General features: G+C 46.1%; 11 protein-coding genes and 2 tRNA genes. 7 read left to right on the top strand and 6 right to left on the bottom strand.

All coding sequences use genetic code 11. The features are described from left to right. Nucleotides 1-90: 90 nt before the first annotated feature. The gene (locus tag IEU85_RS07370; RefSeq protein WP_229714832.1) at nucleotides 91-786 is read right to left on the bottom strand and encodes a Pr6Pr family membrane protein; all 696 of its coding nucleotides are present in this window, start codon (nucleotides 784-786) and stop codon (nucleotides 91-93) included. A gap of 254 nt (nucleotides 787-1,040) precedes the next feature. Between IEU85_RS07370 and rph the strand changes: the two genes are divergently transcribed. Together rph and IEU85_RS07380 are read left to right on the top strand one after the other, a co-directional pair. Continuing rightward, complete coding sequence (rph, locus tag IEU85_RS07375) at nucleotides 1,041-1,802, top strand: ribonuclease PH (protein ID WP_188355622.1); 762 nt, start codon at nucleotides 1,041-1,043, stop codon at nucleotides 1,800-1,802. 134 nt (nucleotides 1,803-1,936) lie between these two features. After that, nucleotides 1,937-2,698, top strand: a complete 762-nt coding sequence (locus IEU85_RS07380; protein WP_188355623.1) for a non-canonical purine NTP pyrophosphatase — start codon at nucleotides 1,937-1,939, stop codon at nucleotides 2,696-2,698. 179 nt (nucleotides 2,699-2,877) lie between these two features. Here IEU85_RS07380 and IEU85_RS07385 read toward each other — a convergent pair whose 3' ends face one another. The 3 genes from IEU85_RS07385 to IEU85_RS07395 form a co-directional block, all read right to left on the bottom strand. Beyond that, nucleotides 2,878-3,873 carry an AEC family transporter gene (locus IEU85_RS07385; RefSeq protein ID WP_188355624.1) on the bottom strand — a complete coding sequence of 332 codons (996 nt, stop codon included), beginning with the start codon at nucleotides 3,871-3,873 and terminating at the stop codon, nucleotides 2,878-2,880. A gap of 153 nt (nucleotides 3,874-4,026) precedes the next feature. Next, nucleotides 4,027-4,107: transfer RNA gene (locus IEU85_RS07390), tRNA-Leu, on the bottom strand. A 34-nt stretch (nucleotides 4,108-4,141) separates the two neighbouring features. Further along, nucleotides 4,142-4,214: transfer RNA gene (locus tag IEU85_RS07395), tRNA-Thr, on the bottom strand. A gap of 285 nt (nucleotides 4,215-4,499) precedes the next feature. On the opposite strand from IEU85_RS07395, the gene pgi reads away from it, so the two are divergent. From pgi to IEU85_RS07420, 5 genes are all read left to right on the top strand, one after another. After that, nucleotides 4,500-6,194 (top strand): glucose-6-phosphate isomerase, encoded by a 1,695-nt coding sequence (gene pgi / locus IEU85_RS07400; RefSeq protein ID WP_188355625.1) that lies wholly within the window; start codon nucleotides 4,500-4,502, stop codon nucleotides 6,192-6,194. Nucleotides 6,195-6,645: 451 nt separating this feature from the next. Beyond that, on the top strand, nucleotides 6,646-8,757 hold the full coding sequence (gene rho / locus IEU85_RS07405; RefSeq protein ID WP_188355626.1) for a transcription termination factor Rho: 2,112 nt from the start codon (nucleotides 6,646-6,648) through the stop codon (nucleotides 8,755-8,757). A gap of 255 nt (nucleotides 8,758-9,012) precedes the next feature. Next, complete coding sequence (locus IEU85_RS07410) at nucleotides 9,013-9,462, top strand: chorismate mutase (protein WP_371866658.1); 450 nt, start codon at nucleotides 9,013-9,015, stop codon at nucleotides 9,460-9,462. Between the two features lie 197 nt (nucleotides 9,463-9,659). Further along, nucleotides 9,660-10,121: a YqxI family protein gene (locus tag IEU85_RS07415; protein WP_188355628.1), complete on the top strand. Its 462-nt coding sequence runs from the start codon at nucleotides 9,660-9,662 to the stop codon at nucleotides 10,119-10,121. Further along, nucleotides 10,118-10,744 carry a hypothetical protein gene (locus tag IEU85_RS07420; protein ID WP_188355629.1) on the top strand — a complete coding sequence of 209 codons (627 nt, stop codon included), beginning with the start codon at nucleotides 10,118-10,120 and terminating at the stop codon, nucleotides 10,742-10,744. The genes IEU85_RS07415 and IEU85_RS07420 overlap by 4 nt, the downstream gene beginning before the upstream one ends. A 119-nt stretch (nucleotides 10,745-10,863) precedes the next feature. Here IEU85_RS07420 and valS read toward each other — a convergent pair whose 3' ends face one another. Next, nucleotides 10,864-13,659 (bottom strand): valine--tRNA ligase, encoded by a 2,796-nt coding sequence (gene valS / locus IEU85_RS07425; protein WP_188355630.1) that lies wholly within the window; start codon nucleotides 13,657-13,659, stop codon nucleotides 10,864-10,866. A gap of 92 nt (nucleotides 13,660-13,751) precedes the next feature. Then, the gene (locus tag IEU85_RS07430) at nucleotides 13,752-15,317 is read right to left on the bottom strand and encodes an ABC transporter substrate-binding protein (protein WP_188355631.1); all 1,566 of its coding nucleotides are present in this window, start codon (nucleotides 15,315-15,317) and stop codon (nucleotides 13,752-13,754) included. Nucleotides 15,318-15,399 lie beyond the last annotated feature (82 nt).

Raw genomic sequence — 15,399 nt, forward strand, 5'->3', positions numbered from 1 at the left:
GCGTGAGATAGGGTACGCCATTGACTGTAGTACGTTCTGCTGTTAGCACTATAGCACTGACCAAATGGCAATATAAGCAATTGCGGTATATCAGCGATTTTTGGAGGATGTTCGTTTATTGAGTTTGCCAAGTCGTGCAGTTGCTGTTAATGGTGTAGCTTGTGGCAAAATGTGATCAATGCCGACAAGAAGCCCTGCTAAGAGTGCAAAAATAGCAAGATAGACCACAATATTGATGCCGAGTTGTGTCCAACCGAGTGCTTGCAAATCAATAAACCCGTATGGGTATGGATTACCGCCATTTCCTGGACCGGAATGCGGTGCAATATGCGCGCGAACCAATACGAAAATTAAATATACGGGGAAGTAAATAAGCCAAGAAAGCGCGTAATGCCAAGGGAATCTGCGATGTTCATCAAAGAGTATGAAGTCCACGGTTGCCATAATTGGCGAAATAACATGCACCATAGTTGCGGTCATCATGCCAAAAAGGAATACCGCGGTATTTGGGTCAGTGGGTGGCAGTACAAGCCATGCCACTAAGCCAGTGATAATAATATTGAGTGTTACTAGGCCCTTTAGCCAAGCTGGGGGTTGAATACCGTCCAAAAGGGTTGCGCATCCTGCCCAAATCATAATAAAGGCGAGTAGTAGGTTCGTTTGAAATGTGAAATACACCAGCTTTGTGGTATTGTGCATCCACCAAAATTCGAGTGTGCCTGCAATTGAGAATCCTGCAAGAATAAAGCGCCATAGGGATGCAATAATTCGCGTGGGTAATGTCATAGCCTGTAATTCTACCGTGTGTGAGCTGGCGGCGCATTGTAGGTTCTCACAAATCGGTGTTGTAGGTTTGTACAAGTATAGTCGCTGGTGAAAAGCTATTGCTAATGCATGCTGTTTTGGTAGTCTAAATGAGTATATTGTGTGAGTGTGTTGCGCGACTGCGTTTGAGTGCATGGTTTCTATGTGCTTGAGTGCAGTGCTTGCAAGTGTCTACAGGCAAGTACCTGTGGTGCGTGCATACGGATAGGGGAGTTATGGTGCAGATTAAGGATTTAATGAACCAGGATATTACGCTTCGTCCAGATGGGCGTGCAGTGGATGAGTTGCGTCCGGTCACTATTACGCGGCATTGGACTAAAGCACCAGAAGGTTCCGTCCTCATCGAATGCGGTGATACTCGTGTGCTGTGCACAGCAACTTTTACTCAAGGTGTGCCTCGTTGGCGTAGAGATTCTGGAGAAGGCTGGGTGACTGCAGAATATGCCATGCTGCCGAGAGCTACGAGCGAACGTACGGATCGTGAGTCTGTTAAAGGAAAAATTGGTGGGCGCACTCATGAAATCAGCCGTCTGATTGGGCGTTGTTTGCGCGGTGTTGTAGATATGCGTGCTCTTGGTGAGAATCAGATTCAGATTGATTGCGATGTGTTGCAGGCTGATGGCGGTACTCGTACGGCTTCTATTACCGGAGCGTATGTTGCGCTTGCTGATGCCGTGGCGTGGGCTAAAGCTCATGGTGTGATTAAGCAGAATAAAAAAGTGTTGAAAGACTGTGTTTCTGCGGTTTCTGTGGGTGTTATCAACGGTAAGCCTATGCTTGATTTGCCATATATTGAGGATTCTCAGGCGATGACTGATATGAATGTGGCGATGACTGGTTCAGGCGATTTTATTGAAATTCAGGGCACGGCTGAGCATCGTCCGTTTAGCCGTGATGAGCTTAATACATTGCTTGATTTGGCTACAGTAGGTAATCGCCAATTGCAGGCGTTACAAGCGCAGGCCCTTGCTCAATAAGTAGCTAATAAGTAGCTAATAAGTAGATAGTACAACGAATTTGGTAGAGCATCAGTTCTAGTAGTAAATCAGTTTCAGTAGGGCTCAGTATCAGTAGAGCAGTGGAATCAGCGGAAGTAATGGGAGGAAGATCTATGCAGCAGGAGCGCACTATTGTTGTTGCCACACATAATGAAGGCAAACTTGTTGAAATGAACCGTATTTTGGGTCAGCAGCTTGGTGATCTTGCTTCCAATCTGCGCCTGGTGTCTGCTGGTAGTTTGGGATTGCCAGACCCTAAAGAGACGGGTATCAGTTTTGAACAAAATGCGCTTATTAAGGCGCGTGATGTGGCAATTAGGACTGGACTTCCTGCTGTGGCTGATGATTCTGGTCTGATTGTTGATGTTTTGGGTTCGGCTCCTGGTATTTTGTCTGCACGCTGGTCCGGTCAGCATGGTGATGATGTGGCGAACTATCAGCTGTTACTTGATCAGATTCAAGATATTCCAGATGCGAATCGTTCTGCACGCTTCCGTTGTGCGGCAGCACTGGTTATTCCTGAGCCTGGTTTTGCGCAGCATCGGTTTGTGGATTCTGGCTTATGCGCCGCACTGCCATATCAGGGTTCTTTGGATACGGTGTCTTTCGATATTCGTGAAGCGGTGCGCACTGAGGTGGTTGAGCTTGGCGATATGGTTGGTAGAATTATTCGTGCTCCTCGTGGTGAGCATGGGTTTGGCTATGACCCGATTTTTGTGCCACAAGATCAGCCAGGACGTACTGATGAGCTTGGCCGTCAGTTGTCTAGTGCACAGATGACACCAGAAGAAAAGAATGCTATTTCTCACCGTTCAAAGGCATTGCATGCTATTGCTCCGGTGATTGTTAAGCAGCTGTTTAGTGCAGATAACTAATAGCTGGTAATCCATATCCCAATGCAGTACGGCTTAGTGCTGATAGTTAATATACGACATGGCTTGAGCGAGGCATACTTATTCATCTAGAGCATGCTTTACTCAAGTCATTAGTATGATTTATTTGACCATTGCTCTAGGCTACTACTCCTGTAATGCACTTGCACTTCTGCTGCGACCTATAGCAGGATATTTACTCCTGTCATTGCGGCAAGTCCAATAATTGCAGTAATAGACATGCAGAATCCTGCCATACGCGCATTATCAAGTACTCTATCAGAAAATAGAGTGCCAAAAACGGATGTTGGAGCAAGAGAGAGCATCACCAATGCTTTGCGCGTTATGTCGTCGAATGGCATAATATACCAGCTGATAAGAGCAAAGAGTATGGCAAATGGTATGCGCAGTAGTACTACGCGCAACACTTCAGTAGTTTCTAATTTGGTTGAAGGCAGCTCCATCAGCATACCGACCATAAGCATTGAGCAGAAACCATTAGCCTGTGCAACAGGGTCAAGAACTTGCGGAATCCACTGAGGTAAGTGCACATTAGCAAGCATCAATACAATCATGATGATATAGGTGTCAAACGGCACCGATGTGAAAAACCCTTTAGCAATACTACGCAATGTCGCCCTACGAGCCAAGCGCCTGGCATCAGGATCTGTTGGTTTGCGATACGGTAAAGTAGGTGCAGAACCTGGATTTTGTTCATGCAGTGGACGCTCTGGGTCGATATGGAGTAAACGCTGGGTGAGCAGATTATTGCCTGCAGAAACGACTACGCAATTGCCGACATCAAACATGGCTCCTGGTACGAGAGATGCGGGGCCAAGTAGCCCTTGCATTACTGGAAAGCAGAAATTGCCGATATTAAAACCAGCGCCGTTCAGCATTAAAAAAGCGCGTTCCCGAACTGGTCGTTTACGGCTAATCCAGAAGAGAAATGGGGTAGGCAGGAACCCGCAAAATAAGCCAAATAACGAAATCCACAGTAGTGTATTGTCGTGCTCGCGTGTAGCAAATGACACTATAATGGCGCATGGTAACGTGAGGTTAAAGACAATGCGTTGGATGACACGATAATCACGTTGTCCAAAAATATGTGTTCGTTTGAAAATATAGCCAACAAGAATAATAGCAAGCAGGGTGAGTGGATGGAGTAAAGCAGACATAATACCTCGCATCTGTTCGCTACATATTGGCAAAATGATATGGGCTGGCTTGACAGTATTTCCCCATAGACATACATCATAATAAGGCATGCACGGAAAGCATGTAGGAAATTGTCATGATTTTCGCTCAGAAAGTGCGCGAGAATAATACAGTGCGCGAGATGGGACTTGAACCCACACGTCAAAGACACAGGAACCTAAATCCTGCGCGTCTACCAATTCCGCCACTCGCGCAACATCCTAAGACGGTGGAAACGCTTAGGATTTGAGCCACTTGACAGAATCGAACTGTCGACCTGCTCATTACGAGTGAGCCGCTCTACCGACTGAGCTAAAGTGGCAACACAGCAAATGTAAAGTACAAATACTGCACAAAGACATGATAATAGTGGACAACGATGTGTGAAGCAAATTTCTTAAGTAGCGTGTCGCGTGGCAAATGATGCAGGGCAGGAAAATCAAGTTAATTACTGTCTTATAGCCGCTTGATACTTGCTCAATACTTGCACGTTCTAACCCTTGATACAAGCGCAAAACTATAGAGTGTAGTGTCTCTTAATCGAGGTAAGGTAAAGCTAGTTGCTGCACAATGCGGCAACGTCATGGATTGTGATGAAAGGACCGAAATGGCCATTAATCCTCCTGTTGACGCAACAACTACACAGGCTTGGAAGGCACTGGATGAGCATTTGAGCGCTCTTCGTGCCGAAGGTATTAACTTGAAGCAGTGGTTTGCAGATGACGCAGACCGCGTTGATGCTTTGAGCTTTGATGCAGGCGATTTGCATTTTGATTTTTCTAAGAACTTGATTAAGCCTCAAACATTGGCATTATTTGCTGATTTGGCTAAGCAAGTGAAGCTCGATGAGCGCATTAACCAGCAGTACACTGGTGTACACATTAACAATACTGAGGATCGCGCAGTATTGCACACTGCATTGCGCCGTCCAGCATCCGACGAAGGCAAGTATATTGTTGACGGTCAGGATGTAGTGAAGGATGTTCGTGAGACTCTCGATCGCATTTACGCATTTGCAAACCGCGTGCGTTCTGGCGAATGGACTGGTGTCAGCGGCAAGAAGATCGAAACCGTAGTTAATATCGGTATCGGTGGCTCTGATTTGGGTCCGGTAATGGTATATGAAGCATTGAAGCCATATGCTGATGCCGGCATTAGCGCACGCTACGTGTCCAATATTGATCCTAACGACTTGGCAGAAAAGACCAAGGGCTTGGATCCAGAAACCACACTGTTCATTGTTGTTTCTAAGACCTTTACCACTTTGGAAACCTTGACCAATGCTCGTTGTGCTCGCACTTGGTTGCTCGATGCTTTGCAAGCTAACGGTGCTATTGATGGTTCTGAAGCCGCTCGCAAGGATGCTGTTGCTAAGCACTTTGTTGCTGTTTCTACGAACTTGGAGAAGGTTGCAGAATTTGGTATTGATCCAAATAATGCATTTGGCTTCTGGAACTGGGTTGGCGGACGCTACTCTGTAGATTCTGCTGTTGGTACTTCTTTGGCTGTAGTCTTTGGTCCAGAGCGCTTTGAAGAGTTCTTGCAGGGCTTCCACGCTATTGATGAGTACTTTGCTACTACACCATTTGAGAAGAATGCTGTAGTTATTATGGGTATGCTCAATGTGTGGTATCGCAACTTCTTCAAGGTTGCCAGCCATGCAGTACTCCCATATGATCAGTATTTGCATCGTTTCCCTGCTTACTTGCAGCAGCTGACCATGGAATCCAATGGTAAGTCTGTACGCTGGGATGGCACTCCTGTGACCACCGATACTGGTGAAATCTTCTGGGGCGAACCTGGCACTAACGGTCAGCATGCTTTCTACCAGCTGATTCACCAAGGCACCCAGCTTATTCCAGCTGATTTCATTGCATTCGTGAATACGCCAAACCCAACTAAGGATGGCGATCAGGATGTTCATGAGCTCTTCTTGGGCAACTACTTGGCACAGACTAAGGCATTGGCGTTCGGTAAGACTGCTGATGAAGTGCGTGCAGAGGGCACTCCAGAAGAGATTGTTCCAGCTCGCGTATTTGAAGGCAATCGCCCAACCACATCTATTTTGGGTGATGCTTTGACCCCATTCTCACTTGGTGAGCTTATTGCACTCTATGAGCATGTGACTTTGGTAGAAGGCACTGTTTGGGGTGTTGATTCCTACGATCAGTGGGGTGTAGAGCTGGGTAAGCAGTTGGCTAAGCAGATTACTCCTGCTATTTCTCAGGATGATGATGCTTTGGCGGCTCAGGATGCTTCTACCCAGAGCTTGATCCAGTTCTACCGCGCACATCGCAAGTAATACGGAATAGTATGTAATGCATGGGCGCATGGTGTGCTTGATGTGCATACTGTGCGCCGTATTACGGAATTTGCACTATTGCACTATTGCGTTTTGCAATTTGCGCTTGCAGATTGCGCTGTGATATATAGAGGTATGGCTTCGGCTGTACCTCTTTTGCATTTTGCGTTGCAGAAGATTTGTAATGAAATGCAGTTGATTACTGTAGATTTGCGGTTAATTTCCATAAGAGGGCTTCAACAGCAATACCTAGCAGGCAAATTCACGTGTGGCGCGTGTTGTGTTCGTCGCTATGATGTCGTATAGTAAGGGGCAGTCCGGCACATAGATTGCAGGATTTCCAAAGCAGATGAGATGTCATGAATACTTCATTGATTTCTCTATGTATTCGAATTATGAATCATCACAAGCCATAGGGCAATTGTGGTGGTAGACATGAAAGGCATAACACGTGGCAGATAGCCTCAATCTTGCAGGAATGAAGCTTCCTGAACTCAAGGAACTTGCCAAGCGCATGGGGTTGCGCGGTGTATCGACGATGCGCAAGAATGAGTTGGTAGAAACTATTCAAGCAGCGCGATCTGGGGGACAAGCACCAGCTGGTGTCAGTATTCGCGTTAGTGCTACACCAGTTGATGGCAGTGTTGAGGGTTCTGGTGTTAGCAGTGCACAGCATAATGCTGACGAACAGGATGATCAGCAAGAACAGCCTGTGCACAATCGCCGCGAGGTGCGTTCTTCCAAGCATGAACATGATGAACAAGCTGCACTTGACGTAGCAGAAGAATTGGGCGCAGCTGAGACAGTTCGCGCGCACGGCGCTGAAGATGGTGATAGTACAGAACGACGCTCTCGCCGTGCTAGTGCGCAGCAGCATCGTGGTTCACACGCTGATCGTGATGAGCGACAAGATCAGGCAGAACGTGCTTCACATTCTCGTCGTGAGCATGTGCGCCGCAATGTTCGCAACATACAAGAAGAAGATTCCAATCGTGAAGAGCATACAGAAAATCGTACGATTGGTGGGTTAGATTTAGATTTGAACTTACCACGTCGCCGTCGTCGTGATACCAATGAAGAGTCAGCAGAAGTGCGCAGTGCGCGTGCTCGCGATTTAAGTGATATTTTGGATGCATTACCAGACCGTTCAGAGCGTGCTGAACGCAATACCGACCGTAATGCTGATCGCAAATCTCGCCGTAATCGCAATGTTGATCGCAACGCTAACAGCCGTCAAGATCGCAATGATCGCAACGCTGATCGTAATACTCGTGCAGAGCAGAATGACCGCTTGCACCGTGCTGACCGAGCTGATCGCGAAAATGCCCGCCAAGAGCGTGACACCCGTGAAGCAGTAGCACGCGATTTGCGTGAGGCAGAGCATGAATCACGCAACGCACATAATGCACAGGCAGAAGAAGAACAGAATTCTGCTGAAGAATTAGTACCAGTTGCAGGCATTATTGATGTGCTGGAATCATACGCATTCGTACGCACCTCAGGCTATCTGCCGGGTCCAAATGATGTGTATGTTTCTATGGGGCAGGTCAAGAAGTACGGCTTGCGTAAGGGAGACGCTGTACAAGGCACTACACGTCCTCCTCATGAAGGACGTTCACAACGCCAAAAGTTTGTACCATTGCAGACTATTGAGTCTATTAATGGTATGACTGTGGAGGAAGCACAGCAGCGTCCACACTTCAATAAGCTCACGCCACTGTATCCACAAGAGCGTTTGCGCATGGAAACAGTGCCATCAAAGCTGACTGGGCGCTTGATTGATATTGTTTCGCCAATTGGTAAGGGTCAGCGCGGTTTAATTGTTTCTCCTCCAAAAGCTGGCAAGACTATTACTTTGCAAAATATTGCAAACTCCATTACTGCTAATAACCCAGAAGTGCATTTGATGGTTGTGCTGGTGGACGAGCGCCCTGAGGAAGTTACCGATATGGAGCGCACGGTACAAGGCGAAGTTATTTCTTCTACTTTCGACCGTCCGGCTTCTGACCATACTATTGTTGCTGAGCTTGCTATTGAACGTGCTAAGCGTTTGGTAGAGCTTGGACAGGATGTAGTAGTTTTGCTGGATTCTATGACCCGTTTGGCTCGTGCATACAATATTGCGCAGCCGGCATCTGGGCGTATTCTTTCTGGCGGTGTCGATGCTCAGGCATTGTATCCTCCAAAGAAGTTCTTCGGTGCTGCACGCAATATTGAAAATGGTGGCTCTTTGACGATTATTTCCTCTGCCTTGGTGGAAACTGGTTCCAAGATGGATGAGGTTATTTTCGAAGAGTTCAAGGGCACTGGCAATATGGAATTGCGCTTAAGTCGCGATTTGGCTGATAAGCGTCTCTTCCCAGCAATTGATATCAATGCTTCTGGTACTCGCCGTGAAGAGCTGATTACACCTCAGTCTGAGCTTGCTATTGTATACCGCTTGCGCCGTTTGATGGGCGGTATGGAACCAGAACAGGCATACCAGACATTAGTGCCTCGTTTGAAGAAAACGCAGAATAATCACGAGTTCTTAGCAGGTATTGCTGCAGGAAATCAAAAGTAACATGCTATGTATTGCAGGCTAGAGGGTCTGTACAAGGGAGAAGCTAAGGCGGCTACAATCATGTGGTCGCCTTATTGTTATGGTGCAAATGTCTGATAAGCCCCAATACTATACGCCACTGTGCGCTACACTAGAGGGTAGAAGTGTGAGCACATTGCAATAGCTCATGGCAAATCGTTTATAGTACAACAGACGAGTAGAACGTGGTGGTTTCGCAGCATGAATAGAGTACAAGGTGAATTAGCATTAGGTGATGTGGAAGAAATTCAAGATGATTGGCAACCTCAATCAGCCAAGGATATTGCACAAGCGCTTCCTGATGCGGAACAAACTGATGCAGCGCATTCCACGACGATTAGTGCTGCTGATACTGATTCACCTGAGATTAAAGCCGCAGTAGAGCGTATTACTGAGCTTCGCGAAACCATTGATAATATTGATGGGGCGGTTATTCACCTGCTTGCTGAGCGCTTCAAGGCTACATCTCGTGTCGGTGTGTGCAAGGCGCAAGCTGGTTTTGCTCCAGCTGACTATTCTCGTGAAGAATATCAAATTCGACGTCTACAGCGTATTGCTCAAGACGCAGGACTTGACCCTCAGATTGCAGAAATGTATCGCGAATTTGTCGTCACTGAGGCAAAGAAGCGTCATAAGCGCATTGCTGATGCTGGCGGTGATGCTGGCGTACTCGATGTATTTGCCTAACGGATATATATTTGAATAGTGTAGATTACATATACGGTAGTGCTCTTGAAAGTTGACTATCCAGTCGAATTGGGCTGATATGCCTGTATCTCATAACTAGTTTATGAGTATTATACGGGTGGTGTAATTTCAAGAACTATCTACGCAAAGAAGCGTGGATGAATCTTAGGCTACGTAAACACTGTTTAGAGGAAGAAATGAAAAAGAATAAATTTATTGCTCTGAGTTTAAGCTTTTCGCTCTCATGCATGGTATTCCCAACAGTATCGTTAACTTCTGCTTATGCGGATACTTCTACTCAATATAGTACTTCCGTAGTTACCAGTCAGCCTCCGCAGGAAAGTGATTATACTTATCTAAAACAAGAACGAAGTATATGGACTAAGATTGCGAAGTCAGCTATAAGAGCTGCCCTAAAAAGTAAAGGCGCGGTTGTTGCCGCAGCAGAAAGGTACGGAGGGAAAGAAGTTGCGCAACAAGTTTCTCGGCATTATGACACCATATCAAAAGCTATAACACCTCTTCTAGAGTGGACAGAGATACCAGAAAGGGCAGCATATGATGCAGTATATCGAGCCTTGAAAGAAGCAAAAGTTCCTGAAGGAATGGCTTCAACTGTTGCTTTAGTTATTAGAGATGTTCTGAGCTGGGCGTTATGACAGAAGACGAAATGGTAGCAGTGGAACAGTATCTGTTGCTACGTGATGCGTTATTCCAGATTGCAGATAAGTTTGATAACACGGTCTCTGTAAGCGAGTTCTGTCTCAGTCATGGTTTAACTGTGGAAGATCGATATGTCATTGCTAAGTTCCTAACGCAGGGATGTGATACAAAGGATATTCGAAAGGTTCGCAAACAGCTTGAACAGCATATTCCATCAATCAAAAATATGGTTGATGAAGTTGTGGAAGATATGATTCAAGCTTTTACTAAAAATCTTCGCAGCGACGGAGGTCCGTCAATGGAATATAGAGTGGGAACTGCACAGGATTATGCATTATTGCGTGATGCGCTGTTTGAAATTGCCGCGGTACTTGGTGATACTCCTACGCAACCAATATCGACTAATCTGTTTTGCTTACGTCACGGCTTGACAAAAGATGAACACGATAAAATCGCTATAACTATTTTGAAAGCACGTGATGAGACACTTACCAGTGATGAGTTACGTGCACGATTGGAGCATCGTGTCCCCAAGATTGCTCAGCTCAACGATGAGGATTTTCAAAGTCTGTTATTTGTTTTTACACAATGGTTTGATAAAGCATTTCAACAACAATAAATAAAATTGGGTGGTACCTTCCACGCTGTGAATGATACCGCCCAAATACTCTTTACTGGTCTATCTACTGGCGATGGTTCTAGCTTTCATGACATTCATCGCCAATAACCCAATAACTATTACTTTGCTGCCTTTGGCTTCTTAGCAGGAGGTTCACCAAGCTCGGCTTCAGCAACTTCAATCTGCATATCAGCAGCACCAGCAGCTTCACCGTCAGCGTGTGCAGCCACTGCCTCATCGATAGCGTCATGCGCTGCCTTAGCAGAAGCTTCAAGTCCAGCGAAAGCGATTTTGCCAACTACACGTGCAGCTTGAGCAATATCACCTAGCGCGCTTTGCAACGACTTACGTACTTCTTCACTAGCGCCCAAGGTTACCGAATTGATTGGCGTGCGCATTGAAACCTTAGCCTTTGACTTAATGCCGCGCAATGCTGTTAACGCTACGCCAGCACGAGTTAAGAGCTCAGGAGCTTCATGGAACGCAGCCTGCTCATACAAGCTTGCCTCTGGCCAAGCAGCACGATGTACTGAGCCTTCACCCTCATGCATCCATCCCCATACTTCTTCAGTAGCATATGGCAGGAATGGCGCAAACAGGCGTGCAAAGGCATCCAAGCCGAGACCAAGAGCAGTGCGTGCAGACAGAGTAGCAGCCTCGCTAGGTACATGACCTAATACATCAGCAGTACCATATGCACGGTTCTTCACCAGCTCAATATAATCATCACAGAACTGCCAGAAGTAGCTTTCAATAGCTTCCAGTGCCTTAGAATGCTCGTATGCTTCAAAAGCCTCAGTAGCTTCACGTACGACTAACGCCATCTTAGCCATGGCAGCGCGATCCAGTGGCTCAGTCACATTCTGCGGATCCCACACTGCATCAGCGCCAGCAGCAACATGATGCTGCTCGTCCTCACGACCAATAGCCAACGCAAATTTTGTAGCATTAAGCAGCTTAATAGCCAAGCGACGACCAATTTTCATTTGGCCCTCGTCGTAGGTGGCATCTAAGCCAAGACGTGCAGAAGCAGCCCAGTAGCGTACAGCATCAGCACCAAACTTCTGCAATGGCTCATTCGGCACGACCACATTGCCTTTGGACTTTGACATCTTCTTATGGTCAGGATCCAAAATCCACCCTGAGAGTGCAGTATGTGCCCAAGGTAAGCATTTATTTTCCAAATGAGCACGGTCTACAGAGCTAAAGAGCCAAGTACGAATAATATCCTGACCTTGTGGACGCAAATCCATAGGGAATGTGGCATTGAAAATCGCTTGGTTCTCTTCACCAGGCTCTTCCCATCGGGTAACAATTTGTGGGGTAAGCGATGAAGTAGCCCACGTATCCATAATGTCTTTCTCTGCAGTAAAACCACCTGGAACATCGCGCTGATCTTCACTATATCCTGCAGGAGTATCACTGGTTGGGTCGATTGGCAGTACATCCTCACTTGGCACAATAGGATGCTCATAATCCGCAGAGCCATCAGCAAGTACTGGATACCATAATGGGAATGGCACACCAAAGAAACGCTGACGAGAAATCAACCAATCACCATTTAAACCGCCAACCCAGTTCTCATAACGCACGCGCATGAAATCAGGATGGAATTCAAGCTCTTTACCACGAGCAATTAGCTCGGCATTGAGCTGCGCGTCCGTACCGCCGTTCTTCAAATACCATTGGCGTGAGGTGACAATCTCCAAAGGCTTATCGCCCTTTTCATAGAAGTTTGTCATACGAGTGGTTGGCTTTGGTTCGCCATCCATATCGCCAGATTCGCGCAGTGCTTCCACAACTTCCTGACGAGCAGAGAATGTTGTTTTACCAGCAATACGAGCAAACATAGCGCGACCGGACTCAGATTCAATCCAATCTGGAGTCTCCTGAATAATGCGACCATTACGCTGAATAATAGAACGTGTTGGCAAATTCAAATCGCGCCACCACTGCACGTCGGTAACATCACCGAACGTACAGCACATAGCAATACCGGCGCCCTTATCCATTTCTGCAGCAGTGTGAGCCAAAACTGGAACTTTCACACCAAACAGTGGCGATGTGACATACTGACCGAAATATTTCTGGTAGCGCGTATCATCTGGGTGAGCAATTAACGCACCGCAGGCAGGTAATAATTCAGGACGAGTAGTTTCAATATAAATTGGCGTACCGTCTTCAAAATAGAACGCAATACGGTGATAGAAGCCAGCGTATTCGCGACTTTCCAACTCAGCTTGTGCTACTGCAGTTTGGAAGGTAACATCCCATAAGCCAGGAGCTTCCTTAGTGTAGGCTTCACCACGTGCCAAATTACGCAAAAATGCTTTTTGAGCAACGCGGCGTGGATGCTCACCAATAGTATGGTAGGTCTGCTTCCAATCCACAGAAAGGCCAAGAGCACGCCATAGCGCCTCAAACTGCTTTTCATCTTGGCTTGTTAAGCGTTCGCACAGTTCAATAAAGTTTTGGCGAGAGCAAGGTACTTGATCTTTCGCTTGGATCTTCTTGCCTTCAGTACCCTCAAAAGGAGGCTTGAAATCAGGATCGTATGGCAAGGATGTGTCTACGCGCACACCAAAGTAATTTTGCACGCGGCGTTCTGTTGGAAGTCCGTTGTCATCCCAACCCATCGGGTAAAACACATCAAAACCGCGCATGCGCTTGTATCGCGCAATAGTATCGGTGTGAGTATAGCTAAATACGTGTCCTACGTGAAGGGAACCGGAAACAGTTGGAGGAGGAGTATCAATTGAGTACACTGCTTTGCGATCTCGCGTACCGCCAAAAGTGTACACCCCAGTGTTATCCCACTGTTCAGTCCACTTATCTTCTAATCCGTCTACGCTCACCTTATCCGGCAAGGCAGTTAAATGAGCGTGAATGCTCCCTGAATTTGCACTGTCAGTCATAGCGTCAAGTCTAAAAACGTCTCGTGACAAGAGCTGTTATTTCACGCTAATATCTCATTTCAGAGTAAGTTTAATGTGGATATAGATTAGTTTCACTCTTGTATATTCACATCGCGTAGTGGCAAATACTGGCTTACCATAGCAGTTGGCAAATGTTGCACCTTGTTATGCCAAACAATCCAAGGGCTATCTTGATACAGCCAGTCAACAGGAGATACATCGCTGAGCCTTTCGGCATATTGTGACAACGCTTGCGCATAGTCTTGTTGATTTGTAGCTTGCATAGCTTTGGCATACAGTTCTTCGCTTTGTGCATCAGTAAAATGTAAAGGATTGCCGTTGGCTATATACCAATCGTAATCATGAGCATCTGGTAGCTCGTACAAGGTTAAATCAAATTGATTATTGGCAATACGATCCTTCCAAGTCTGAGTATCTACCATTTGGACATCAATATTAAAGCCGACTTGGTGCAGTTGATCAGCAATAGTGTGACCAATTTGTTCACCGAATGTATCTGGGTAAACTAATGTTTTTACAGCAGATAAGTAGAAGAAGGACATTCGTCTACGAGCGCTTGCAGGATCGTAGGGGAATTTCGATGATAAATCTTCATATCCCGGGTCAAGTGTGGTGAGTGGGCCGTATAGAGGAGTGCCGTTATAAGTTTTGGCGAGCGCTGTTTTATCAATGCTTTGTCGTGCAGCAGTACGTAATAATTGATCAGAAAATAGTGAATCAGGGCTGCTGTTAAATCCGAGCACTACTTTAGCGGCACTTGTGCCTTGTTGTAGTGTGAAATCGTGTTTTTTTGCTTGTTCTTGCAGCATGCTAATTTGCGCTATATCTACTGGAATAAGGGCATCAAGTGATCCTGCAATAAAATCCTGCGCAGCTTGATGTGCGTCTGCATACGGTTTGACGACTATGCTACCGATATGAGCTTTTTCTCCCCAATACTGCGCATTATAAGTAAGAGTGATCGGCTGTCCAGCTGTGAAATTACCAATAGTAAAGGGACCAGATCCTGCAACTTGTTTTGTGTAATCTATATGAGATTCACTGTCATACACAATGCCAGCTCTGCCAGTAAGCGCCCATGCTAGTTCTGGATTAGGAGAACTTAGCGTAATATGCACTGTATGTTTATTAGGGGCAGAAACTTCACTAATATTACGTAATTGCTCATGTCCGATAAATTGGTGTTCAATTACTTGTTGTAATGACCACACGACATCATCAGCATCAAGCGTATGTCCACTAGCAAATTGCATAGCATTATGTAATTGGAAGGTGTATTGCAAACCATCGTCACTTTGTTGCCATGATTGAGCAATACCGGCAACAGGATTATTATGTTGATCTCTGTTCAACAATGTTTCATACACATTATTGAGTAAAACTTGATCAAGAGCAGTACTAGTATCCTTTTGGATATCTAATGATGGTAAGGCTTCGGTGCTACCAATAGTCAGTGTAGTATTGGGGCCTTGCTGCGTAATGAGTTGCGTTGGTGTTTGATGATGTACGATGGCAGCATATGCAAACCAGCCACACGTGCCAAAAACGAGAAGTAGCACAAGAAAGATTGCTGTAGAACGCACGCCTACTTTTCGCATGTTTGCAGTTTTTGCTGATGAGTGTGATGTGGTATGCATAACGTAAATGTAGCGTGTGTTCAAGACGCATATAAAGATGCCAGGTACGCTGATAGAAACTGCATGTGCAGTAACTCGACGA

Origin of the sequence: Galliscardovia ingluviei (genome assembly GCF_014635685.1) — a bacterium.
Taxonomy (GTDB): Bacteria; Actinomycetota; Actinomycetes; order Actinomycetales; family Bifidobacteriaceae; genus Galliscardovia; species Galliscardovia ingluviei.